This is a genomic window from Bradyrhizobium sp. Kon37 (assembly GCF_055807535.1).
In genome coordinates this window covers 220,361-241,880 of sequence record NZ_JBVVOY010000004.1, presented here as the reverse complement: position 1 = coordinate 241,880, position 21,520 = coordinate 220,361, and the positions used below count along the sequence as shown (strand labels likewise).

Genomic DNA, 21,520 nt, shown 5'->3' with positions numbered 1-21,520 from the left:
GCGCGTTACGCCTCAAGAGCTGACTGCCTAACCGGGAAAACACGGGTGGCGTATCGAACCCGTCACGCCGCATGCTCCCCCAAGCGGCACGAGCTTAACATCATTGTTGATTCGAGGGGATAGCGGCCCAATCTCGGAGTCAGGATGGCGCCGCAGCGCCGACCGTGTCGGCCGAGACGGCGTCCCGGGTGCCAAGCGGCCTGGGCGCCCCGGTGGTCGTGTCGCGCAAGGTCTGCCGTTCGATCTCCGAATTCAGCTCGGCCCCGAACATGATGACGATGGCGGACATCCACATCCACATCATCAAGCCGATCGCAGCGCCGAGCGAACCGTAGGTCGCGTTGTAATTGGCGAATTCCGAGAGATACCAGGACAGCAGCGCCGAGCCGGCGATCCAGAGGATCGCGGCCGTTACCGCGCCGGGGCTTAGCCATTGCCAGCGCGGGGCGTCGCGGCTGGGCGCGAAGCGGTAAAGGATGGCGAGCGCCGCAAGGAGAATGACGAACAGCACCGGCCATCGCGCCAGCGCCACGATCAGCTTGCTCTCGGGCGCCATGCCGAGGTGGTTGAGCGCGAGCGGGAAGGCGACGACGGCGCCCACCATCAGCAGAAGGGCAACGATGCCACCGACCGTGAAGGCCAGCGAAACCGTGTTCAGCCGGATGAAGCTGCGCTTTTCACGCTCCTCATAGGCGACGTTGAGGGCGTCGAAGATGGCTTTGACGCCGGCATTGGCGCTCCAGATCGCGAGCACGAGTCCAAACAGGAAAGTGAAACCAAGGGTCGCGCCGCCGTTCGACACGACGCGCGCCACCTGGTCCTCGACGATCTGGAACGCGCCCTCGGGCAGCATCATCGCGAGCGATTGCAGGTTGGAACTGATCGTCGAGGGATCGGCGAACAGGCCATAGAATGAAACCAGAGCCGTGATGGCGGGAAAGATCGCGAGCAGTCCGAAAAAGACGACGCCACCGGCGGTCGCGAGCAGGCGATCCTCGTCGATGCGCTGATAGGTGCGCCAGAGGATGTCCTTCCAGCCTGCCCACGGGATCGCGAACGGGCTTTTCGCGCGGCGGCCGCGGCCGGGCTGCGAGGCGGCGCCCGTCGGGCTCGTTTCCGGCGAATTCGCCTCGCCGTTGCGGCGGTCTTGCGAAGGTCCCGGCCGGATCAGGCCAGACTCCTGGAAATACCGTTCCGCGGTGAGCACGAACACGGTCGTGGCTGCCACCAACAGCCAGCTGTCGAATTGCTCGGCGCGCCGCAGAGGCATTTTCAGGTCTCCGCTCCGTGGCCGTGACGCCGCCGGCGCGCGGCCGTCAGCCCGACCAGCCCAACGGCTGCGAGCATCAGCCCGAGTTGCACGGGCCGGTTGGACCGAGCCGGCCACGTGCTGCCGCCATGTCCTGGTTCATGTCCCCGGTCATGTCCTCGTTCGCCCGGCGCGAGCGGCGCCAGGGGAATTGTCGTCGCGACCTCTTTCACCGCCTGCTTCACCGTTCCACGCGGGATGCGCGGGGTGGCGATCGCCACCCGTAGGCGGCTGGCGAGCGGCAAGATCGGCTTGGTCTTGCGCTTCATCTGAGCCATGGCCACGCCGGCGCAGGCGGCGGCCAGGACCAGGAGGACACCGCCGGCGGCGCCGAACCCCCAGAATTGCCCGTAATGGATTGCAACCCAGCGGTACAGGGCGATCAGGCCGACAAAGAAGGCTGCGACGACGAACAAGCCCGCAACGGCGAGCAGTCCGGCCGCAGTCGCGTAAGACGTCATGCGCCCCGTGGCTTGATTGCTCCGGTCACGGGCATAGGACTGGGCGGCGCGCTTGAGATGGTTGAGCTTGAGCGCGACGCCGGCGCGCAGCAATTCGCCCGATGGCGCAAGCATGCGGTGATCCTCCGAGTGCGAGAAAATTCGTCGGGGGATGAACGTGGCGGTATTTGACTTGTTCCGACGAGGTCTGCCCGCCGTGATCGATCAGCCGAGATCGGCTGCCGCGATCCAGAACACTTCGCCCTCGGAGTCCTCGGTGTCGAGCCAGAGCAGCGGTAGTTCAGGAAAGGCCTCGTCGACGAGTTCGCGGCCGCGGCCGATCTCGCAGATCAGCCCGCCATCCGGCGTCAAATGGCCGGGCGCGTCGCGCAGGATCCGGCGCACCACGTCGAGACCGTCGGCGCCGCCGTCAAAGGCGAGCTTCGGCTCGGCCCGGCACTCCGGCGGCAGCGCCGCCATGCCTTCGGCGTCGACATAAGGCGGGTTGGTGATGATCAGGTCGTATTTGGTGTCGCCGAGCGGGGCGAACAGGTCGCCGCGATGCAGGCTGATCCGGTCATCGAGCCCGTATTCGCCGACATTCCGTCTGGCGACGTCGATCGCGCCCTTGGAGATATCGACGGCGTTGATCGTGGCGTTCGGAAAATGATGTGCGGCGAGGATCGCGAGGCATCCCGACCCCGTGCAGAGATCGAGCACGCGTTCGACCGCGCTGGGGTCGTCGATCAGCGAGCCGGCTTCGCCGTCGCCGCCGAAATGCGACTCCAGGAGCTCGCCGATGAATGAGCGGGGAACGATGACGCGCTCGTCGACATAGAACGGCAGGCCGCGCATATAGATCTTGTTGACGAGATAAGCGGCCGGTTTGCGCGTGGTGACGCGCTGGTGGATGAGATCGATGATGGTCCTGCCCTCGGCGGCCGTGACGCGCGCGTTTGCAAAAATCTCGAACTGCTCGGGATGCAGATGCAGGGCTTCACAGACCAGGAAGGCCGCTTCCGCGACCGGATCGGGCGTGCCATGGGCAAAGGCGAGCTTGGCCTCATTGAAGCGGCTCACCGCATAGCGGACGAAATCGACCAGCGTGAGAAGCTCGCCGCGCCCCACTTTCGCGAGCTTTGGCGCGGCGCGGCCGCGCACGGTCTTTTTGGATGTCGTTGGCATCAGGATCGGGTCCAGCGTGCGGCGGCTTCATCGTCGCGGGCCTGGGCCTCGACCCACCCGGTGCCGGTGGCGCTCTCTTCCTTCTTCCAGAACGGCGCGTTGGTCTTGAGATAATCCATCAGGAACTCGGCTGCCTGGAACGCTGCCTGGCGGTGCTGCGAGGCGGTCAGCACCAGCACGATGTTCTGGCCGGGCATGAAACGGCCGACGCGATGGATCACCGTGACGCCGTTGAGCGGCCAGCGCGAAATGGCCTCGTCGGCATGGCGCCTGATCTCTTCCTCGGCCATCCCAGGATAATGCTCGAGCGAGAGCGCGGCGATCTTCGCGCTGTCCTCGTCGCCGCGGCAGATGCCGGAAAAGCTCACGACCGCACCGATGTCGGTGCGGTTCCCGGTCAGCACCGCGATCTCGCGGGCGAGGTCGAAATCGTCTTGCTGGATACGGATGGTGACGGGGCAGGTGGTGACGGGCATGGCCTAGCCGCCGGTCATCGGCGGGAAGAACGCGATCTCGCGCGCGCCCGCGATCGCGGCGTCGGACTTGACGTGGGCATGGTCGATCGCGGCGCGGATCACCTTCGGCTTCTCGAACGCGTAGGCGTAGGCTTCGCCTTGGCCGGACAGCCAGGCGATCAGCTCTTCCACGGTGCGCACGGTCGCGGGGGGCTCGATGGTCTCCTCGGCCTTGCCGACGCGCTCGCGCACCCAGGCGAAGTACTTCACCTTCATCCTTCATCCTCCTTGATGAGGTGATGGATGCCGGCGCCGAAATAGTCGTAGCCGGTGTACATGGTGAGGATCGCCGAGGCCCAGAGCAGCGCCAGCCCGGTCATCGAGACCATGGGCACCACCTCATCGCCGGCGGGACCAGCCAGCAGGAAGCCGATGGCGATCAGCTGAACCGTCGTCTTCCACTTCGCAAGCTTGGTCACGGGCACGCTGACGCGCAGCGCGGCAAGATATTCGCGCAGGCCCGAGACCAGGATCTCGCGGCACAGGATCACGATGGCGGCCCACAGCGACCAGCCGTGAATGATGCCGTCGGCGGCCAGCATCAGCAGGCACGAGGCGACCAGAAGCTTGTCGGCGATCGGATCGAGCATGCGGCCGAATGCCGATTGTTGATTCCAGATCCGCGCGTAATAGCCGTCGAGGTAATCAGTGACCGCAGCCGCGATAAAGATGGCGACCGCAACCCAGCGCAGCCACAGCGGGCCGTCCATGATCGACTGTGCGTAGATGCACCCGACCACGACCGGGATCGCGGCGATCCGGCCATAGGTCAGGATGTTCGGGAGGGACATCGCGCGGCTGGTGGTCCCTCGTGTCGTGGCGATGTTCATCCGTCCTACCAATACCGCTGCAGCCTGAAGGTCAACCGTTCCGCTCTCCAAATGGGGTGCGGGATGCGACGACCATATGACCGCGGCCCCCTTTTATTTCACCCCGGCTGGGGATGGAAATACTCGAAAATCCTGCGCGCGCTCTCGGCGCTCACCCCCGGAACCTTGCCGAGATCGGTGATCGAGGCCCGTTCGATCTCCTTCAGGGTTCCGAAATGGTGCAGCAAGGCACGTTTGCGTGACGGACCGATGCCCGGAATCTCCTGCAAGCCGGCCTCGCGGATGTCCTTCTTGCGCAGCTTGCGGTGCGAACCGATGACGAAGCGGTGCGCCTCGTCCCGTAACCGCTGGATGAAATAGAGCACGGGGTCGCGGGGCTCCAGCTTGATCGCCTCGCGCTCCGGCATGAACAGGGTCTCGCGGCCGGCATCCCGGTCCGGCCCCTTCGCCACCGACATCAGCGCCACCTGGGTCAGGCCGAGATTTGCAAAGATTTCCCGGACCGCGTTGAGCTGGCCGCGGCCGCCGTCGATGATCACGAGATCGGGCCATTGCGGGAAGTCGTCGTCCTTGGTTTTGGCCGCGCCCTCTTCGGGCGGGTTGATCAGGCGCTTGAAGCGGCGCTCCAGCACTTCGCGCATCATGGCGAAGTCGTCGCCCGGCGTGATCCCTTCCGACTTGATGTTGAACTTGCGGTACTGGTTTTTGACGAAGCCATCGGGGCCGGCGACGATCATGGCGCCGACTGCGTTGGTGCCCTGGATGTGGCTGTTGTCGTAGACTTCGATCCGCTTCGGCGCATGCGTCAGGTTCAGGGTCGTGGCCATGGCGTCCAGCAGACGGCTCTGCGTCGCGGTGTCCGCGAGCTTACGGCCCAGGGCCTCGCGCGCGTTGGTGAGCGCGTGGGTGACGAGCTCCTTCTTCTCGCCGCGCTTCGGCGTGGACACCTCGACCTTGCGGCCGGCCTTGATCGACAGCGCGTTGCCGAGCAGCTCGCTCTCTTCGATCTCGTGCGAGAGCAGGATGTTCCTCGGCGGCGGCTTGTCGTCATAGAACTGGGCCAGGAAGGAGCCGAGCACCTCTTCCGGCGTATACGTCTTCTCCGCGCGCGGGAAATAGGCGCGGTTGCCCCAGTTCTGCCCGGTGCGGAAGAAGAACACCTCGACACATGAGAAGCCGCCCTCCTGGTGGATGGCGAACACGTCGGCTTCTTCCACCGTGCGCGGATTGATGCCCTGCTGCGACTGGATCGCGGACAACGCAGCGAGGCGGTCGCGGTAGAGCGCGGCGCTCTCGAATTCGAGTTCGCCGGAGGCCTTCTCCATCTCGGCGGCAAGCTCCTGTTTCACCGCATGGCTCCTGCCGGACAGGAAGTCGCTCGCCTCGCGCACCAGGGTCGTGTAGCCGGGGAAGTCGATCTCGCGGGTGCAGGGGCCGGCGCAACGGCGGATCTGATAAAGCAGGCAGGGCCGCGAGCGGCTCTCGAAGAAGGAATCCGTGCAGGAGCGGATCAGGAACGCGCGCTGAAGCGCGGTGATGGTGCGGTTGACGGCGCCGGCCGAGGCGAACGGACCGAAATAGCGACCGGGCCGCGTCTGCGCGCCGCGATGCTTCAAGATCTGCGGCGCCCAATGGTCGCCCGTGATCAGGATATAGGGAAACGACTTGTCGTCGCGCAGCTGCACGTTGAAGCGCGGCCGAAGCTGCTTGATGAGGTTGGCCTCCAGCAGCAGCGCTTCGGTCTCGGTGTGGGTCGAGATGATTTCCACGGTCACCGTGGCGGCGATCATGCGCAGGATGCGCGCCGGCTGCGGCGCACTCTGGCGCGCATAGTTCGACAGGCGCTTTTTTACGTTCTTGGCCTTGCCGACATAGAGCACGTCGGCATTCGCATTGAGCATGCGGTAGACGCCGGGCGAGGTCGGGGCGAGGCGGACCGCGCGCTCGATCGCCTCGTGGCCGGTCGCCAGCGGCTCTTCGCCGACCGTGCCGCTCTCTTCCAGGATGTCCGGCAGCCGCGCATCGTCCTCGTCGTCGCCGTTCGCGGTCGCGGGATCGAGGTCCGGCGGCGCCGCTTCCGTTTCCCGGGGCGGGATGTCGGGTGCGTTGCCGCGCACGGGTTTGCGCGCGCGTGCGTCGTCCGGATTGTCGGGGGAATCGTGAACCATGGTGCGAATTTAGGCGCTGCGGGTGCCGATTTGAAGTTCCGGCCGTGCGGCACGCACAGGATGGCGGCGCAGTTCCCGGTAACGCTTGCTTAAGCCTGTTAACAGCGCGGTAACCCGGCTTAACAGGCCTTTAACTTAAAACTCTCGATAAATCTTACGCGAAAAAGTGGTGGTTCCGTAACCATGCGGTTTTGCCTCGCGCGGCGGCGCGGGCATCGCACCGGTGGCGGCAGTTGCGTTGGAGTGTGTGATGAAGGGGCTCGTTGTGGGCGCAGCCGCGTTGGCTGCAGTCGGCTGGACGGCTTCGGCAGAGGCCGCCGATCTCAATTACGGGCAGCGTGCGCCGTACACGGTCAATCAGCCGCTCAACGCCTATAGCTGGGCCGGTCCGTATCTCGGTGCCAATCTCGGCTACGAATGGGGCTCGGTGAACAACAATCCCGCAAAACCGTCAGGCTTCGTCGGCGGCGTTCAGGCCGGCTACAATTTCCAGACCGGCCCGTGGGTGTTCGGTGTCGAAGGTGACATCCAGGCCGCCGGTGCCGACGACACCTTCGCGCCGTGGAAGTTCTCCAATCCGTGGTTCGGCACCCTGCGCGGCCGCGCGGGCTATGCCCTCAGCAACGTGCTGTTCTACGGCACGGCGGGCCTCGCCTTCGGCGAGCTGCGCGCGCAGACGTTCGGCTGGACGGAGTCGCACACCAGCGCCGGCTGGACCATCGGTGCCGGCGCGGAAGTTGGGTTCGCGCCGAACTGGAGCGCCAAGCTCGAATATCTCTACATCGATCTGTCGACGAGTCAGTTCGCGATTACAGGCGTGTCAAACGGCTATAGCGCCAGCGTTGTGCGCGCAGGCGTGAACTATCACTTCTGATACCCAAAGAAGAAAATACCGGACTACAACCTCCCGGCCGCTTGCGGCCGGGATTTTTTTTGCGCCGGTGTTTCGCGTCGGACTCGCTAGGGAAGGATGACCAAATCGACCGCCTTCGGCCCCTTGCCCTTCTTGTCCGGTTCGACTTCGAAAGTAATACGCTGTCCTTCGGCAAGGTCCTTCAGTCCGGCCCGCTCCACAGCAGTAATATGTACGAAGACGTCGCGGCCCCCGTCGTCCGGCTTGATGAATCCGTAGCCGCGCTCACCGTTGAAAAACTTGACCGTTCCCGTCATGGCCATCGGGAAACTCCCCCTCATTGCTCCTCCGTCGTGACGCAGACGCACGTCACGACATGACCGGGCCTTACGAAGCCCGGGAGCTGGCCATCCTTGGGCAGACCATTCGGTCCGACTGGATCTTTCTTAGGCCTTCACTCCGCCGCAACCATTCGCGGAAGCGGAACGTAAAGCCAGTCACCGCAACAGCATAATACGGTTCTCTGCAGATTGACCACCGCTCCTGCATATTTTTCCCAAGATGCCGGAGTGTTACGGTCTCGGCACCTCTAATCGGAATCTGGCAGCACCACCCTGGCCGAGCGGCATTTCCAGCTCAGGCAGGATCGTCTTGAGCTCGCCCTGCAGCGTGTAAGGAGGATTGACGATCAAGAGCCCGGTGGAGGTGAGAGTTGCGCCGTCAGCTTGCGGCGCCACGCTGAATTCGAGGCGCAGGCATTTTCCCGGCGGTTTTGCTGCGGCTGCGAGCCGCGCCACTGATTGCACCAGCGCATCGGTGGCGCGCCGGCTCTTGGCGGGATACCAGATTACATAGATACCGGTCGGCCATTTCGCGAAAGCCGCCGAGAAGGCCTCTTCGAGCTTCTCGAACTCGTCCTTTGCCTCAAACGGCGGGTCGATCAGCACGAGCCCACGCCGTTCCTTCGGCGGCACGAAAGCCGGCAGCGCCATCCAGCCGTCGAGATCGACCACGCGGGCCTGTTCGTCGTGGCGCAGCACGCCGATCAGCGCCTTGCGCGCCTTCGGCTCGATCTCGCAGAGCAAGAGGCGGTCCTGCGGCCTCAGCAGGCCGCGTGCGATAAGCGGCGAGCCCGGATAGGCCTTGAGCTCGCCCTTCGGATTGAAGGCGCGGACGATGTCGAGATAGGGCTTGGTCAGCGCCATGGCGTCGTTCGACAGCCGCGCCTGCATCAGCCGCGCAATGCCCGTCAGCCACTCGCCGCCGCGGCGCGCCTCGTCGCTTTCGAGATCGTAGAGGCCAGCGCCGGCATGGGTGTCGATGACGCGGAACGCACCCGGCTTGTCCTGGAGATAGGTGATGATGCGCGCCAGCACGATGTGCTTGATGACATCGGCGAAGCTGCCGGCATGGAAGGCGTGGCGGTAATTCATGCAAGAGCACTACGCCACGTGGCGGCTTGAGCAAAGAGGCACGATGCCTGGGCTACCCGCCCCGGATCGGCGGCATCGCCACCTGCTCGCGGCGGCAGGCGCGGCGGTCGATCTCCTCACAGGCGCGGAATTGCAGGTCCTTGCTGAGGCAGATGCGGACTTCCGATAGCCGCGTCCGGTTGCAGGTGATCGAGACGGCGGCATTGCTGAGGCCCGGATTTGCCTTGATGAACGCTTCCTCCACCTCCGCCGGCGCCACGGTCTTGGCCTGCGACAGATCGAGATATTCAGCCGGAATCTTGATCGCGGCGCGGGCCTTCCGGATCGTCTCGAAATAGCTGCGGTCGGCGAGCCCCGAGCAGGTGCCGTGCTTGTCCCATTCGTTGAAGATCAGCCCCGGCGCCGGCATCAGATCGAGCATGGAGGAGACGATGCTGCGGTTCAGCCGCGGCGACGGCCGCTGACAATATTCCGGAAAACCGTTCTCATATTGCGGCCACAGACCATGCACCACGAAAGCGTAGGGCCGTCCGCTGCATTGGATCTGCGAGCGGCCGCCGCGCTCCGCCGCCTCTTCGCAGAAGGAGGGCGACCACGACAGCGACAGCACATAAAAATCGAACTCGCCGGGCGTGTTCTGCCGCTTGTCCTGGGCCTTTGCGCCACCGGCCAGCACAGCCAGCCCGGCCGCAAGCGTCAGCGAGATCATCAGGCGGGAGAACGAATGCAATCTGGAATGAAACATGGCGACGCCCCTCAACTAGACTGTGCAGGCGAGCCTAGCAGGCGATAGGAACATTTCAAGAACAAATTTCGGGCGACCATCGTTAGGCCGCCTGATCGGTCGGGATCAGAGCAATTATTGCTTGGCGGCGCGGCAGGCCGGGTTGTAGGCCCAGTTGCGGTCGAGCCCGACCACGCACCATTCGACGCCCTGGCCGTAGCCGGCGAAGCCGCCGTCCTCGACGATCGAGAAGTGCACCTTGCGCATCTTGCCGTCCGTGAGCATGGCCTCGCCGGTGCAATAGCGGCGCGGGATGTTGTCGGATGCCCAGGGCCGGAACGCGGTCTCGTGAACCGCGGCGAAGCCGGTGATCTTCAACGAGGAATTCCAGAACGAGCTTTCTTTCTCCCAGAACTGGCTGGCGATCGTCGGCAGCGCCCTGTCGCATTCGGAGACGTTGCCGTCATAACGCGGCCCGCTCAGCCAGAAATTCAGCTCCAGCGGATTGGCGGCCCTGGCCTCACCGAGCGACAGCGCTCCGAAGAGAAGGCCGAGCACGGCGGCAAAGCGGAGCGATTTCAGGAAGGTCGAGGCGCGCATGGGCAATCCAGACAGCATGATCTGCGAGGGTCGGACGGTGCCGCGAAGGCCGGGGGAGGTCAAGTGCAGCGCGGCAACACTTGCCGACGAGTTGACCGCAATGCTGCACTAGAGCGGTTTTCGGTTCTTTCCACCGCCGCGCCGGCACCGTAAACTGCCGCCAACCAATCGGAGTGACGGGAATGCGAATCATTGCGGCCGCGGGCCTACTTGCCTTGGGTATGATGGCGAGCCAGTCGGCGCGCGCCGATCTGCTTCCGGTGCCTCCGTTCAAGGGCAACGACACCGGCGGTATCATCGCCTATTCAATGGCAACCCAAGTCGATGCGCGGCAGGTCGCGGTCGATCACTGCGCGCGCTACGGCAAGGTCGCCAAATTCCTGGCGATGCAGGCCTATGAGGGCGGCTACATCTCGTTCTCCTGCCGCTGGGTGCCCTATGGCGCCGCCGACCAGCCGATCCGCACGCTCTACTGAGGCGCTTTCGCAACGCCGCTACCTCTCAGCTGGGAGCTTCCGACATGACGCGCAAACTCGCTTTGCTCGGCTCCGCCCTTTGCCTCGTCTTGTCGGCAGCCAGCGCCCGCGCTGACGACCTGCCGGTGCGCAAGGCGGGGCTGTGGGAATTGAAGATGGTCAGGACCGGCACGCCGGTGCCCGAGATGACCATGCAGCACTGCACCGACGAGACCGTCGACAAGGAGATGAACAACAACATCTCCCCGATGGCCAAGCAGATCTGCGCCAAGCAGGATATCAAGAAGACCGCGACCGGCTATGTCAGCGATTCCGAGTGCAATGTCGCCGGCATCAGCACGACCTCGCATGCTGAGATCACTGGCGATTTCAATTCGGCCTATACGGTGAAGACGTCGTCGCACGCGCAAGGCGGCGCTGCCGGCGCGGCAGGCCGCGACACCACCATGCAGCTCGAAGCGAAATGGCTGGGGGCCTGCAAGCCGGACCAGAAGCCCGGCGACATCGTGATGCCCGGCGGCTTCAAGATGAACGTGCGCGACATGGACAAGCTGAAGGCTCTGCTGCCGAAGTAGGGCTCTTACCCTCTCCCCTTGTGGGAGAGGGTGGCTCGCCGCGCAGCGGCGAGACGGGTGAGGGGTCTGTTTCCGCGCGCGACTCTTTTCGGCTTGAATTTGCGGAGACAGACCCCTCATCCGGCGCTTCGCGCCACCTTCTCCCACAAGGGGAGAAGGGAAGAGCCGGTTACACCGGTATCCGCACGCTCGCTCTCAATCCGCCCATCGGGCTGTCGCCGAGCGTGATGTCGCCGCCATGCGAACGGGCGATGTCGCGGGCGATCGCGAGGCCAAGACCCGTGCCGCCTTCGTCCTGGTTGCGGGCGTTGTCCAGCCGCAGGAACGGCTTGAACACCTCTTCGCGCAGATGCGCGGGAATGCCCGGCCCGTCGTCATCGACCGTCACGGTCAAATAACGGTGATCGCGCTGGCCGGTGATGGCGATGCTCTTGCCGTAGCGGGCGGCGTTGGTGACGAGGTTGGCGAGGCAGCGCTTGAACGAGGCCGGCTTCACCGTGACCACGGGCAGCCCGTTGAACGCAACGGTCGCGGTGTGGCCGTGGCGTTCGGCGTCGCTGCGCAGCTCCTCGAGCGCCTGGGCCATGTCGGTCGGCTGCGACTGCTCGCCGGAATCGCCGCGAGCAAACGCGAGGTAGTCCTCGAGCATCATCGACATCTCGTCGACGTCCTTGCGCATGCCCTCCATTTCGGGGCTGTCGCCGATCAGCGCCAGCTCGAGCTTGAACCGCGTCAGGATCGTGCGCAGATCGTGGCTGACGCCGGCGAGCATCGCGGTGCGCTGCTCCATCGTCCGCTCGATGCGCGACTTCATCTCGAGGAAGGCGACCGACGCGCGCCGCACCTCGCGCGCGCCGCGCGGCCTGAAGTTCGGCGCCTCGCGGCCCTTGCCGAAACTTTCGGCGGCGTCGGCAAGCCGCAGGATCGGCTTGATCTGGTTGCGAAGGAATAGCACCGCGACGATCAGCAGGATCGAGGACGTGCCGACCATCCAGAACAGGAAGATCTCCGAATTCGAGGCATAGGCGGCGCTGCGCTGCGCGAACACGCGCATCACGGCGTCGTCGAGCTGGATCCGGATCTCGACCAGGTTGGAGCGCCCGACCGTGTCGATCCAGAAGGAGCGCCCGATCTGGCGGCCGAGCTGCACCGACAGCGTCTGGTCGAGCAGCGAGAAGAACGGCTTTGGTCCCGGCGGCGGCATGTCGCCGGCCGGGAGGAAATCGACGACGAGGCCCAGGCGCTGCTGCGCGATGCGGCGGATCTGGTCGCGATCCTTGTCTTGCGGATAGCCCTTGTAGACGTCGATCAGCGCGGCGATGTCCTGCACCACGGCGGCCGACAGGCGGCGTGTCACCGTGTTCCAGTGCCGCTCCATGAACACGAAGGCGACCACCGATTGCAGGATCACCATCGGCACGATCATGATCAGCAGCGCACGCGCGTAGAGGCCGGTCGGCATCCAGCCCTTGAACGCGTTGCCCATCCAGCCATTGGCGGCGGAGACGCGGCCGGCGGCGCTCTTCAAAAGCGTCAGGCCGGTATCGATCGTGCTCATCGGTGGCGCTTCACTCTTTATGGCGAGGCTACCAGCCGGTAGCCGATGCCGCGCACGGCCTGGAGGAATAGCGGATTGGCGGGATCGGTCTCGATCTTGCGCCGCAGGCGGTTGATCTGCACGTCGACGGCGCGCTCGTTGACGCTGCCATTGCCGGTCAGCGCGCTGCGCGGCACGGTCTCGCCCGGTGTCTCCGACAGGATCCGCAGCATCTCGCGCTCGCGGTCGGTCAGGTGAATGACGTCTTCGCCCTGGCGCAGTTCGCCGCGCTCGAGGTGATAGATGTACGGGCCAAACGCGATCTTCTCCACCGCTGCGGCCTGTGGCGGCGGCGCGGCGCGCTTGAGGATGTTGTTGATGCGCAGCGCAAGCTCGCGCGGCTCGAACGGCTTTGCGACGTAATCGTCGGCGCCGATCTGCAGGCCCTCGATGCGCGCTTCGGCTTCGTGCCGCGCCGTCAGCATCACGATCGGCACCGAGGATGAGGTCCGGATGAAACGCGCGAGATCGAAGCCGGTCTCGCCGGGCATCATGACGTCCAGGATCAAGAGGTCGAAGTGCAGGCCCAAAAGCTTGGAACGGGCGTCGCTGGCGCTGGCCGCGGTCGAGACGCGATAGCCTTCGCCGGCAAGGAAGCGCGAGAGCAGATCGCGGATGCGGCGGTCGTCGTCGACCAGGAGGAGATGCGGGGCATCGTCGGCGGGGCGTGCCGGCGGGCGTGCGAGCGTGGCAGCGAGCGGCACGGTCACTCCTTGTCCTGATTGACGGTGGCAAAGATCGTCTCGAGCACCTTGTCCGGATCGTCGCGGTCGATCATGGCGCGCAGGAAGCGCTTGACGGTCTCGGCATCCTGCGGCGCCATCTCGGCGAGCGCCTTGGTGATGCGCGTGGTCTGGAGGCCGGCGAGCTTTTGCACCAGCGCCTCGCCTTTCGGTGTCGCATACAGCAGGCGTTGGCGGCGATCATTGTCGCCGGTCTTCTGCACGATATAGCCCTCGTCCAGGAGCTGCTTGAGCACCCGGCCGAGCGATTGCTTGGTGATGCGCAGGACGTCGAGAAGGTCGGCGACCTTGAGCCCGGGATAACGATAGACAAAGTGCATGACGCGGTGATGGGCCCGGCCGAAGCCGAACGCCTCCAGCTCCTGGTCGGGATCGCCGACGAAATCGCGATAGGCGAAGAACAGCAGTTCGATGATATCCCAGCGCAAATTGCCTCCGTCGTCTGCGGCCGGCCGCGGCCCGGCAGCGTCTTGAGAAGGAGTCGCGAAATTTATGTCAGGCATATTGACGTATCTTGGTCTCAATGTTACAAAACGATCGGCCCGCACGAAATTTTAGATCGTTTCGCGTCGGGTGGGCATCGAAGCAAGGCGGCCGCAGAGGGCCGGACAGGCGGCGACGGCCGGAGCAGATCTACCGTGCGATTGTCGAACGGCATTTCGGCAAAACATACTGGACTTCCGTCTTCCGCAAAAGCATGTCCTCGGTGACATGCTGGCCACGGAAACCGGCCGTAACAAGGCTGGCGGCGGTCCGGCCAGAAACCAATCGAGCCAGCCGGGCCCGAATCAGAGCAGGCGGGTGCCACAACGGCGCCGCCACCGGCAGCGGGAGGCTAAGGACATGAGCATGAAATTCGACATCCAGCCCGCATCCAATCCGACCTCCGAGAAGGATCGGGTCGCCAAGCTGGTGGACCCCGGCTTCGGGCGGGTCTTCACCGACCACATGGCGGTGGTCCGCTACAACCAGGCCAAGGGTGGCTGGTACGAGGCGCGTGTCGAGGCCCGCGCTAATTTCCAGCTCGATCCGGCCGGCGCCGTCCTGCACTACGCCCAGGAAATTTTTGAAGGCCTCAAGGCCTACAAGCGCGACGACGGCGGCGTGAACCTGTTCCGCCCCGATGCCAATGCGCGGCGCTTCAAGGACTCGGCCGACCGCATGGCGATGGCGCAGCTCCCTGAAGACGTCTTCATCGAGGCGGTCGAGCAAATCGTGCGCATCGACCGCGCCTGGATGCCGGGCGGCGAGGGCAGTCTTTACCTGCGCCCCTTCATGATCGCGAGCGAGACCTTCCTCGGCGTCAAGCCCTCGTCCGAATACATTTTCGCAGTGATCGCCTCGCCGGTCGGCTCCTACTTCAAGGGCGGCCCCGCGCCGGTGTCGATCTGGGTGTCCGAGAACTACACGCGCGCTGCCGTCGGCGGCACCGGCGCCGTCAAATGCGGCGGCAACTATGCCGCAAGCCTGCGCGCGCAGGCCGAAGCGATCCAGCACGGCTGCGACCAGGTCGTCTTTCTCGATGCGATCGAGCGCCGCTATATCGAAGAGCTCGGCGGCATGAACGTGTTCTTCGTGTTCGACGACGGGTCGCTCTCGACGCCGCCGCTCGGCACCATTCTGCCCGGCATCACCCGCGATTCCATCATCGCGCTGGCCAAAGATGCCGGCAAGACGGTGCGCGAGGAGCCGTATTCGCTCGACCAGTGGCGCAAGGATGCGGCAAGCGGCAAGCTGAAGGAAGCGTTTGCCTGCGGCACGGCCGCCGTGATCTCGCCGATCGGCACCGTGCGCTCGGTGAGCGGCGATTTCGAGATCTCGGGCGGCGCCGCCGGCCCGGTCGCAATGGGCCTGCGCAAGCAGCTCGTCGACATCCAGTACGGCCGCACCAACGATCCGCACAACTGGATCCGCAATCTGTCTTGATTTTTGCCCTCTCTCTCCGCTCGCGGGGAGAGAGAGGCGCAATGAACGCGACACGATGATCGTGCGACAAAGTCCGAGACCTCTAATACCTGGACATCGAGTCTTCCGGACATTACGAACATGACATCCACTCTTCCCCAGTCCCTGAAATGGGTCGTTCTCGCCGCAATCACCGGCGCCACCGTCTTCGGCATTCTGACCATCGGCCCCAAGCCGGATGTCTCCGCTGAGGGCCGTTCGCCCGTCGTCGACGTGCGCACCACCGATCCGGAGATGAACACCGCGATCGCGCGTGCCCGCGGCACGCTGCCGACCTTCTGGGCCTCCTACGAGGCGCCGAAACCGTCAGAGACAGGGCACGCCCTGAAGGTACACTTTTCGACCCGCAAGGGCGGTGAGCACATCTGGATCGCCGAGGTGAAGAAGCTGCCGAATGGGGCCTATTCCGGCCTCTTCGCCAATGAGCCACGCGATCTCCCCGGCAAGCGGGCAGGCGACGAGGTCAAGTTCAGCGAAGCCGACATCTCGGACTGGATGTTCATGCGCAACGGCAAGATCGTCGGCGGCGAAACCATCAAGCCGACGCTGAAGTCGCTGCCGAAAGCGGATGCGGATGCGCTTCGGGCCCGGATGGAGCAGCCGTAGGGCGTCGCGGTACGCTCTCTCACTCCCTCGCCCCGCTCTTGCGGGGAGAGGGTGGGGTGAGGGGCTGTCACCGCGAACTCGAGAGACATAGGTCCGCGGAGAGTCCCCCTCACCCGGTCGCTTCGCGACCGACCTCTCCCCGCAAGCGGGGCGAGGTGAAGGGCACACTCCGGTTGCCGCTTCGCGCGTCGGCTGGTAAATGCCGCGCATGGCCGAAAAACCCAAAAAACCCCAGAAACTGAAGGCGCGCCTGCCGCGCGGGCTCGAGGATCGCGATCCCGCCGCGATCCGGGCGACGCGCGAGATGGTGGAGAAGATCCGCGCCGTCTACGAGCTCTACGGGTTCGAGCCCGTGGAAACGCCGGCGATGGAATACACCGACGCGCTCGGCAAGTTCCTGCCCGACCAGGATCGCCCGAACGAGGGCGTGTTCTCGTTCCAGGACGACGACGAGCAGTGGATCTCGCTGCGCTACGATCTGACCGCGCCGCTCGCACGCTACGTCGGCGAGCGCTACGGCACCGACGCTCTCGTGTTGCCCTACCGCAGCTACCGCGTCGGCTACGTGTTCCGCAACGAGAAGCCCGGCCCCGGCCGCTTCCGCCAGTTCATGCAGTTCGATGCGGACACGGTGGGCTCCGCAACACCGGCGGCCGATGCCGAGATCTGCATGATGGCGGCCGACACGATGGAAGCGCTCGGGTTGAAGGGCAACTACGTCGTCAAGGTGAATAGTCGCAAGGTACTTGATGGGGTGCTTGAAGCGGTACGACTGGGTGGTGACGCGAATGCAGGCAAGCGCCTCACTGTCTTACGCGCAATCGACAAGCTAGATCGTCTGGGCCCACAGGGAGTGCGCGAACTTCTTGGCGCAGGACGCAAGGACGAAAGCGGAGACATTACCCAAGGTGCCAATCTGGATTCTGATCAGATTGAATCACTAATGGACTACGTCAATTGGAAGGTCATCGCCTACCATCATGAGATAACCCCTACCGCAGTTACCACAACGATACAGGATACATTTCAGCCTTCCGATCGTCAGTACGACGCGGGTCTGCTGCCTTCGAACGCCAGCGTATTGGATTCACTCGAATCCAAGTTTGGTGCGAATGACACCGTCAAGGACGCGATAGCAGAACTTCGATCGATCGCGGAGTTAGTCCGCGAATCGGGGTACGAGGGGCGCATAGTGATCGACCCTTCCGTCGTGCGCGGCCTCGAATATTACACCGGCCCCGTCTACGAGGTCGAATTGCTGCTCGACACCAAGGACGAAAAAGGCCGTCCGGTCCGTTTCGGCTCGGTCGGCGGTGGCGGCCGCTATGACGGCCTCGTCTCGCGCTTCCGCGGCGAGCCGGTGCCGGCTACCGGATTCTCGATCGGCGTGTCCAGGCTTCAGGCCGCGCTGACGCTGCTCGGCAAGCTCGACACGAAGCCCGGGTTCGGTCCCGTCGTTGTCACCGTGTTCGACCGCGACCGCGTCGCCGACTATCAGAAGATGGTCGCATCGTTGCGAACCGCCGGCATCCGTGCCGAGCTCTATCTCGGCAATCCCAAGAACATGGGCAACCAGCTCAAATATGCCGACCGCCGCAATGCGCCTTGCGTCATCATCCAGGGCTCGGATGAAAAAGCGCGTGCCGAGGTGCAGATCAAGGATCTGATCGAGGGCGCGAAGGCGGCGGCCGCGATCGCTTCCAACCAGGAATGGCGCGAGAGCCGCCCGGCGCAGTTCTCGTGCAGCGAGACCGACCTCGTCGCCAAAGTGCGCGAGGTGTTGGCGCGCCATGACGTGAGCTGGGGCTAGCTATTCGCTGATGCGCCCTGCCCGGGCTTGTCCCGGGCATCCGCCTCCTGTTTGATGGCGCCCGTCAAGGGCCGGTGTCCGGCCCCAAGGGAGAGAAAAATGCCTGAGATCACTGTCAGCATGGCCGAAGGCCGCACCGACGAACAAAAGGCCGGCATGATGCGCGACATCACCCAGGCACTGGTGAAAAATCTCGGCGTCGACGCCGATGCCGTCGTCATCCAGATCAATGAAGCCCCGCTCCGCCACAAGATGAAGGGCGGCAAGACGTTCGTGGAGCGCGCGGCGGCGGCGAAGAAGTAGCCAGCGCTGGAGCAACATACACCGCCGTCGTCCCGGCCCCGTGCGCAATTGCGCACTAGGCCGGGACGACACCATTAGTGAGGCCCCATGGACGCACGCGACTTCATCAAGGTCGGCATGAGCGCCGAGCGCACGCTGGTGGTGCCGGTGGAGCGCACGGTCGGGCATTTCGTGCCCGGCATGCCGATGGTCTATGCGACGCCGATGATGATTCTGGAAATGGAGATGACGTCGGGCGATGCGATCCGCAGCGTCCTTCAGCCGGGCTGGGTCACCGTCGGCACCGAGGTCGATATCCGCCATCTTGCAGCAGCTCTCGTCGGCGCGACGGTGCGGACCACCGCGAAGGTTTTCGCAGTCGAGCGCCGAGTCATCCGCTTCGAGGTCGAGGCCTTCGAGGGCTCGCGAAAACTCGGCGAAGGCCGCCACGCCCGCGGGCTCGTCAATGTCGCGATGTTCAACAAGCGGCTGGGGACGAGCTAGGAGCCGCTTGCTCCGCCCTCATCCTGAGGAGACCGCGCCGCGGTCGTCTCGAAGGATCGCCACAGGCGAGAGCCGGGCCTGCATGGTTCGAGACGGCGCTTCGCGCCTCCTCACCATGAGGGATAGCTTCCTTACTTCGCCAGTTCCTTCGACCGCTGCGTCGCCGCCGCGATCGCGCGGATCATCAGATCGCGCAGGCCGGGTTCGCCCATCAGCACGCCGAGTGCCGCGGCGGTGGTGCCGCCGGGCGAGGTGACGTTCTGGCGCAGCGTGCCGGAGGCAAGCTCCGACTGGTGCAGCAGCTCACCGGAGCCGGCGACGGTTTCGCGCGCGAGTTTTGTCGCGAGCGCCTCGGGCAATCCCGCCTCGACACCGGCGCGCGCGAGCTCTTCGGCCAGCAGAAACACATAGGCCGGGCCCGAGCCGGACACCGCGGTCACCGCGTCCATCAGGCTCTCATCGTCGACCCATTCGACCGAGCCGGTGGCGCGTAGCAGCGCATCTGCCACCGCGCGTTGCTGCGCGCTGACATTGTTCGCGGCGACAGCCACCGTGATGCCGCGGCCGATCGCGGCCGGCGTGTTCGGCATCGCGCGCACCACCGCGCCGCCGCAGACCTCCTCGAGCGAGGCGATCGTGGTTCCCGCCATGATCGACACCACCGCGGTCTTGTCGGAGACGAATGGCTTCAGCTTGGCGCCGGCCTCGCGGAACATCTGCGGCTTCACCGCGACGATCAGCGTCTCGACCTGGCCTGCCGTCGTCACGTCCGGATTGAGCGCAACGCCCTTGGCCGCAAGTGCGGTGATCTCGGCCGAGATGTGAGGATCAATCACCGCGACGCGGCGCGGATCGAGCCCGCCCGAAAGCCATCCGGTCAGCATCGCGCCGCCCATCTTGCCGGCGCCGGCAAGCAGGATGGTGCCGGTGATGTTTTGGAGAGTGCTGTTCGCCATCGCTGTCGCCATCGCGGTCGTCCTGGCGAAAGCCAGGACCCATTACCACGGCTGGTTCTAGTGGAAGGATGGCAGGGCAACAAGCATCGCGAGACACGGAGAGACCTCGCGGTATGGGTCCTGGCTTTCGCCAGGACGACGGCGAGGAGGGAGTCGCGGCTCCCTCACTTGCTGAGAGGCTTTAAGCCTCGCCCACCGTGTCGAACATGGCTGCGTCCATGGCTTCCGTCGTGGACTTGCCGGCCCACACCACGAACTGGAACGCCGGGAAATAGCGTTCGCAGGCGTGGATGGCACCGGCGAGCATGGCTTCGCACTGGCCTGTGGAGGCGATGAGCCCGCCCGGCAGCACCAGGGCCTGCCGGTGCATGATCATGCCGGTGGTGGTCCACAGGTCGAAGTGCCCGACCCATAGCTGCTCGTTGACGGCGGCGACGAGCCGCTGGACCTCCGGTCGTCGCGCAACCGGAATCTTCATGTCGAACGCGCAGGCCAGATGCAGCGCCTCGATCTCGCCCATCCAGGTGAAGGAGATCTGGTAGTCGGTCCATTGTCCCTTGGAGACAATCGTGAGTTCGTCTTCGCCGGAGCGTTCGAACGGCCAGTTGTTGCTGGCAGCGATATCCTCGACCACCGCGAGCGGATGGTTTTTGGAATCGATAGTGCCTTCGAGCAGGGACATGCCGTCTCGACCTCTTGCCTTTTTGTTGTCTTTGATACGCACGCGGTTGGTCCGGCGCGCGCTCCCTTAATATTGCTAAGGCGATCCGTTCGGATCAGCGCGGGCTTGTCGCGGATCAACTGATGTGATTTGCGGAATCTGCGCAACTGGCTGCCGAGTCCGTCCACAAGTCAGGACTCGTTCGTCCACAGCTCATCTCGGCCACAATTATTAACGCCGGTGAGGCCGAACCGGACGGAGAAGAACAAACCGGAATCGGATTCGCCGATGGCCCGCCAATCCCTAATTCCGCCGCGCGCCCCCTGGACCGCCATAGCGGCATGGGACCATGCGGTTTTCCCATGCGGAACCCGCTTGCCGCGGCCCCCAACCGGCGTCATATTTCGGTCAGGCCGTTCATTCCGGACGGCCGATGTTCTCAGGGCGGGGTGAAAGTCCCCACCGGCGGTAAGGGCCGTAGGCCTAAGCCCGCGAGCGCCTTCCTCAAAGCTTTGCTGAGGGGAAGGGTCAGCAGATTCGGTGCAACTCCGAAGCCGACGGTTAAAGTCCGGATGAAAGAGAACGGTCGGTGGCAGACGCATCGCAGGATGCGGCTGTTTGTCGTTCCGTGTGCCCTGATTCTGGTCCTTAACTGAGGAAAGCCATGAATCAGATGTTGCAAGATCCCCAACTCCAAACTTCCAAAGCCGAAACCTCCCAACCAACCCAGACGCCACCGCCGGTTCCGCAGGATCCGGTACCCGACCATCCGCGCTTCGCGAAACCGCAGCGGGTGGCCTTCGTGCAGGCCTGCTGGCACCGCGACGTGGTCGAGGAGGCCCGTATTGCCTTCGTGAAGGAGGCAGAAGCGCGCCACCTCAATCATGTCGACGTGTTCGAGGTGCCGGGCTCGTTCGAGATCCCGCTGCATGCGCAGATCCTCGCCAAGACACGGCGCTACACCGCGATCGTCGCGGCCGGCCTCGTCGTCGACGGCGGCATCTATCGTCATGAGTTCGTCGCCGACACCGTGATCAAGGCGTTGATGGACGTACAGCTGCGTACCGAGGTGCCCGTGTTCTCCGCGGTGCTGACCCCGCAGCAATTCCACGAGACCGAGGTGCACTACGATTTCTTCCGCAGGCATTTTGCGATCAAGGGCGTCGAGGTCGCGGCCGCCTGTGCGGAAACATTGCTCGGGCTCGAACGCCTGCGCGGCCAGGTCGCCGCGGGAATCGTGTAACGCAGCGCAACGACCATCCCTCATCCTGAGCGGCGCGAAGCGCGT

At 64.6% G+C, this 21,520-nt stretch carries 25 protein-coding genes and 1 riboswitch; of the genes, 9 read left to right on the top strand and 16 right to left on the bottom strand.

Annotated features, from left to right (window positions below; translation table 11 throughout):
- Positions 1–139: 139 nt before the first annotated feature.
- The 7 genes from AC0L3J_RS11930 to uvrC form a co-directional block, all read right to left on the bottom strand.
- Positions 140–1,270, bottom strand: a complete 1,131-nt coding sequence (locus tag AC0L3J_RS11930; RefSeq protein ID WP_473347098.1) for a YihY/virulence factor BrkB family protein — start codon at positions 1,268–1,270, stop codon at positions 140–142.
- A gap of 2 nt (positions 1,271–1,272) precedes the next feature.
- Positions 1,273–1,884, bottom strand: a complete 612-nt coding sequence (locus AC0L3J_RS11925; RefSeq protein WP_473347097.1) for a phage holin family protein — start codon at positions 1,882–1,884, stop codon at positions 1,273–1,275.
- A gap of 90 nt (positions 1,885–1,974) precedes the next feature.
- Positions 1,975–2,934 carry a 50S ribosomal protein L3 N(5)-glutamine methyltransferase gene (prmB, locus tag AC0L3J_RS11920; RefSeq protein ID WP_473347096.1) on the bottom strand — a complete coding sequence of 320 codons (960 nt, stop codon included), beginning with the start codon at positions 2,932–2,934 and terminating at the stop codon, positions 1,975–1,977.
- A complete protein-coding gene (locus tag AC0L3J_RS11915) occupies positions 2,934–3,410 on the bottom strand; it encodes a molybdenum cofactor biosynthesis protein MoaE (protein ID WP_456767741.1) in 477 nt (158 codons plus the stop codon). Before AC0L3J_RS11915 ends, prmB begins: the two co-directional genes overlap by 1 nt.
- Positions 3,411–3,413: 3 nt before the next feature.
- Positions 3,414–3,665 (bottom strand): molybdopterin converting factor subunit 1, encoded by a 252-nt coding sequence (gene moaD / locus AC0L3J_RS11910; protein ID WP_473347095.1) that lies wholly within the window; start codon positions 3,663–3,665, stop codon positions 3,414–3,416.
- Entirely contained in the window at positions 3,662–4,279 is a 618-nt protein-coding gene (pgsA, locus tag AC0L3J_RS11905; RefSeq protein WP_027565390.1) for a CDP-diacylglycerol--glycerol-3-phosphate 3-phosphatidyltransferase, read from the bottom strand. Before pgsA ends, moaD begins: the two co-directional genes overlap by 4 nt.
- Positions 4,280–4,377: 98 nt before the next feature.
- The gene (uvrC, locus tag AC0L3J_RS11900) at positions 4,378–6,447 is read right to left on the bottom strand and encodes an excinuclease ABC subunit UvrC (protein WP_473347094.1); all 2,070 of its coding nucleotides are present in this window, start codon (positions 6,445–6,447) and stop codon (positions 4,378–4,380) included.
- 250 nt (positions 6,448–6,697) lie between these two features.
- Here uvrC and AC0L3J_RS11895 point away from each other — a divergent pair, with 250 nt between their 5' ends.
- A complete protein-coding gene (locus tag AC0L3J_RS11895; RefSeq protein WP_473287989.1) occupies positions 6,698–7,321 on the top strand; it encodes an outer membrane protein in 624 nt (207 codons plus the stop codon).
- Positions 7,322–7,407: 86 nt separating this feature from the next.
- On the opposite strand, the gene AC0L3J_RS11890 is transcribed toward AC0L3J_RS11895, so the two are convergent.
- The 4 genes from AC0L3J_RS11890 to AC0L3J_RS11875 form a co-directional block, all read right to left on the bottom strand.
- Positions 7,408–7,623 (bottom strand): cold-shock protein, encoded by a 216-nt coding sequence (locus AC0L3J_RS11890; RefSeq protein ID WP_007614865.1) that lies wholly within the window; start codon positions 7,621–7,623, stop codon positions 7,408–7,410.
- Between the two features lie 249 nt (positions 7,624–7,872).
- Positions 7,873–8,733 carry a 23S rRNA (adenine(2030)-N(6))-methyltransferase RlmJ gene (locus AC0L3J_RS11885; protein WP_473347093.1) on the bottom strand — a complete coding sequence of 287 codons (861 nt, stop codon included), beginning with the start codon at positions 8,731–8,733 and terminating at the stop codon, positions 7,873–7,875.
- A 52-nt stretch (positions 8,734–8,785) separates the two neighbouring features.
- Positions 8,786–9,478, bottom strand: a complete 693-nt coding sequence (locus AC0L3J_RS11880; protein ID WP_473347092.1) for a ribonuclease T2 family protein — start codon at positions 9,476–9,478, stop codon at positions 8,786–8,788.
- A 114-nt stretch (positions 9,479–9,592) separates the two neighbouring features.
- Positions 9,593–10,057, bottom strand: a complete 465-nt coding sequence (locus AC0L3J_RS11875; RefSeq protein WP_027565385.1) for a hypothetical protein — start codon at positions 10,055–10,057, stop codon at positions 9,593–9,595.
- 182 nt (positions 10,058–10,239) lie between these two features.
- Here AC0L3J_RS11875 and AC0L3J_RS11870 point away from each other — a divergent pair, with 182 nt between their 5' ends.
- Together AC0L3J_RS11870 and AC0L3J_RS11865 are read left to right on the top strand one after the other, a co-directional pair.
- Complete coding sequence (locus AC0L3J_RS11870) at positions 10,240–10,533, top strand: hypothetical protein (RefSeq protein WP_007596852.1); 294 nt, start codon at positions 10,240–10,242, stop codon at positions 10,531–10,533.
- Between the two features lie 44 nt (positions 10,534–10,577).
- The gene (locus tag AC0L3J_RS11865; RefSeq protein ID WP_247284451.1) at positions 10,578–11,108 is read left to right on the top strand and encodes a DUF3617 domain-containing protein; all 531 of its coding nucleotides are present in this window, start codon (positions 10,578–10,580) and stop codon (positions 11,106–11,108) included.
- Positions 11,109–11,277: 169 nt separating this feature from the next.
- On the opposite strand, the gene AC0L3J_RS11860 is transcribed toward AC0L3J_RS11865, so the two are convergent.
- From AC0L3J_RS11860 to AC0L3J_RS11850, 3 genes are read right to left on the bottom strand one after another with little or no spacing between them, the layout of a single operon-like run.
- Positions 11,278–12,666, bottom strand: a complete 1,389-nt coding sequence (locus AC0L3J_RS11860) for an ATP-binding protein (protein WP_018453501.1) — start codon at positions 12,664–12,666, stop codon at positions 11,278–11,280.
- A 17-nt stretch (positions 12,667–12,683) separates the two neighbouring features.
- The gene (locus tag AC0L3J_RS11855) at positions 12,684–13,415 is read right to left on the bottom strand and encodes a response regulator (protein ID WP_035993624.1); all 732 of its coding nucleotides are present in this window, start codon (positions 13,413–13,415) and stop codon (positions 12,684–12,686) included.
- Entirely contained in the window at positions 13,412–13,951 is a 540-nt protein-coding gene (locus tag AC0L3J_RS11850) for a MarR family winged helix-turn-helix transcriptional regulator (RefSeq protein ID WP_456767748.1), read from the bottom strand. The genes AC0L3J_RS11855 and AC0L3J_RS11850 overlap by 4 nt, the downstream gene beginning before the upstream one ends.
- 340 nt (positions 13,952–14,291) lie before the next feature.
- On the opposite strand from AC0L3J_RS11850, the gene AC0L3J_RS11845 reads away from it, so the two are divergent.
- The 5 genes from AC0L3J_RS11845 to AC0L3J_RS11825 all read left to right on the top strand — a co-directional run bounded on the left by AC0L3J_RS11845 (position 14,292) and on the right by AC0L3J_RS11825 (position 18,615).
- Entirely contained in the window at positions 14,292–15,374 is a 1,083-nt protein-coding gene (locus AC0L3J_RS11845; RefSeq protein ID WP_473347091.1) for a branched-chain amino acid aminotransferase, read from the top strand.
- 120 nt (positions 15,375–15,494) lie between these two features.
- Positions 15,495–16,019, top strand: a complete 525-nt coding sequence (locus AC0L3J_RS11840; protein ID WP_473347090.1) for a YegJ family protein — start codon at positions 15,495–15,497, stop codon at positions 16,017–16,019.
- Between the two features lie 199 nt (positions 16,020–16,218).
- Positions 16,219–17,829, top strand: coding sequence for a histidine--tRNA ligase (hisS, locus tag AC0L3J_RS11835; RefSeq protein WP_473347089.1), 1,611 nt, complete (start codon positions 16,219–16,221; stop codon positions 17,827–17,829).
- A 54-nt stretch (positions 17,830–17,883) separates the two neighbouring features.
- A complete protein-coding gene (locus tag AC0L3J_RS11830; protein ID WP_473347088.1) occupies positions 17,884–18,132 on the top strand; it encodes a tautomerase family protein in 249 nt (82 codons plus the stop codon).
- Between the two features lie 87 nt (positions 18,133–18,219).
- Positions 18,220–18,615, top strand: a complete 396-nt coding sequence (locus tag AC0L3J_RS11825; protein WP_473347087.1) for a thioesterase family protein — start codon at positions 18,220–18,222, stop codon at positions 18,613–18,615.
- A gap of 131 nt (positions 18,616–18,746) precedes the next feature.
- On the opposite strand, the gene proC is transcribed toward AC0L3J_RS11825, so the two are convergent.
- Entirely contained in the window at positions 18,747–19,571 is an 825-nt protein-coding gene (proC, locus tag AC0L3J_RS11820) for a pyrroline-5-carboxylate reductase (RefSeq protein WP_473347086.1), read from the bottom strand.
- Between the two features lie 181 nt (positions 19,572–19,752).
- Positions 19,753–20,253, bottom strand: coding sequence for a type III secretion system chaperone family protein (locus tag AC0L3J_RS11815; RefSeq protein WP_018453509.1), 501 nt, complete (start codon positions 20,251–20,253; stop codon positions 19,753–19,755).
- A gap of 410 nt (positions 20,254–20,663) precedes the next feature.
- Positions 20,664–20,820: riboswitch (FMN riboswitch) on the top strand.
- A 76-nt stretch (positions 20,821–20,896) separates the two neighbouring features.
- Here AC0L3J_RS11815 and AC0L3J_RS11810 point away from each other — a divergent pair.
- Positions 20,897–21,475 (top strand): 6,7-dimethyl-8-ribityllumazine synthase, encoded by a 579-nt coding sequence (locus tag AC0L3J_RS11810; RefSeq protein ID WP_473347085.1) that lies wholly within the window; start codon positions 20,897–20,899, stop codon positions 21,473–21,475.
- The last annotated feature ends 45 nt before the right edge of the window (positions 21,476–21,520 follow it).

Coding starts and splice junctions, on each gene's coding strand:
- AC0L3J_RS11930 (WP_473347098.1), bottom strand. CDS start 1,270: ATGCCTCTGCGGCGCGCCGAGCAATTCGACAGCTGGCTGTTGGTGGCA.
- AC0L3J_RS11925 (WP_473347097.1), bottom strand. CDS start 1,884: ATGCTTGCGCCATCGGGCGAATTGCTGCGCGCCGGCGTCGCGCTCAAG.
- prmB (WP_473347096.1), bottom strand. CDS start 2,934: ATGCCAACGACATCCAAAAAGACCGTGCGCGGCCGCGCCGCGCCAAAG.
- AC0L3J_RS11915 (WP_456767741.1), bottom strand. CDS start 3,410: ATGCCCGTCACCACCTGCCCCGTCACCATCCGTATCCAGCAAGACGAT.
- moaD (WP_473347095.1), bottom strand. CDS start 3,665: ATGAAGGTGAAGTACTTCGCCTGGGTGCGCGAGCGCGTCGGCAAGGCC.
- pgsA (WP_027565390.1), bottom strand. CDS start 4,279: ATGAACATCGCCACGACACGAGGGACCACCAGCCGCGCGATGTCCCTC.
- uvrC (WP_473347094.1), bottom strand. CDS start 6,447: ATGGTTCACGATTCCCCCGACAATCCGGACGACGCACGCGCGCGCAAA.
- AC0L3J_RS11895 (WP_473287989.1), top strand. CDS start 6,698: ATGAAGGGGCTCGTTGTGGGCGCAGCCGCGTTGGCTGCAGTCGGCTGG.
- AC0L3J_RS11890 (WP_007614865.1), bottom strand. CDS start 7,623: ATGGCCATGACGGGAACGGTCAAGTTTTTCAACGGTGAGCGCGGCTAC.
- AC0L3J_RS11885 (WP_473347093.1), bottom strand. CDS start 8,733: ATGAATTACCGCCACGCCTTCCATGCCGGCAGCTTCGCCGATGTCATC.
- AC0L3J_RS11880 (WP_473347092.1), bottom strand. CDS start 9,478: ATGTTTCATTCCAGATTGCATTCGTTCTCCCGCCTGATGATCTCGCTG.
- AC0L3J_RS11875 (WP_027565385.1), bottom strand. CDS start 10,057: ATGCGCGCCTCGACCTTCCTGAAATCGCTCCGCTTTGCCGCCGTGCTC.
- AC0L3J_RS11870 (WP_007596852.1), top strand. CDS start 10,240: ATGCGAATCATTGCGGCCGCGGGCCTACTTGCCTTGGGTATGATGGCG.
- AC0L3J_RS11865 (WP_247284451.1), top strand. CDS start 10,578: ATGACGCGCAAACTCGCTTTGCTCGGCTCCGCCCTTTGCCTCGTCTTG.
- AC0L3J_RS11860 (WP_018453501.1), bottom strand. CDS start 12,666: ATGAGCACGATCGATACCGGCCTGACGCTTTTGAAGAGCGCCGCCGGC.
- AC0L3J_RS11850 (WP_456767748.1), bottom strand. CDS start 13,951: ATGCCTGACATAAATTTCGCGACTCCTTCTCAAGACGCTGCCGGGCCG.
- AC0L3J_RS11845 (WP_473347091.1), top strand. CDS start 14,292: ATGAGCATGAAATTCGACATCCAGCCCGCATCCAATCCGACCTCCGAG.
- AC0L3J_RS11840 (WP_473347090.1), top strand. CDS start 15,495: ATGACATCCACTCTTCCCCAGTCCCTGAAATGGGTCGTTCTCGCCGCA.
- hisS (WP_473347089.1), top strand. CDS start 16,219: ATGCCGCGCATGGCCGAAAAACCCAAAAAACCCCAGAAACTGAAGGCG.
- AC0L3J_RS11830 (WP_473347088.1), top strand. CDS start 17,884: ATGGCGCCCGTCAAGGGCCGGTGTCCGGCCCCAAGGGAGAGAAAAATG.
- AC0L3J_RS11825 (WP_473347087.1), top strand. CDS start 18,220: ATGGACGCACGCGACTTCATCAAGGTCGGCATGAGCGCCGAGCGCACG.
- proC (WP_473347086.1), bottom strand. CDS start 19,571: ATGGCGAACAGCACTCTCCAAAACATCACCGGCACCATCCTGCTTGCC.
- AC0L3J_RS11815 (WP_018453509.1), bottom strand. CDS start 20,253: ATGTCCCTGCTCGAAGGCACTATCGATTCCAAAAACCATCCGCTCGCG.
- AC0L3J_RS11810 (WP_473347085.1), top strand. CDS start 20,897: ATGAATCAGATGTTGCAAGATCCCCAACTCCAAACTTCCAAAGCCGAA.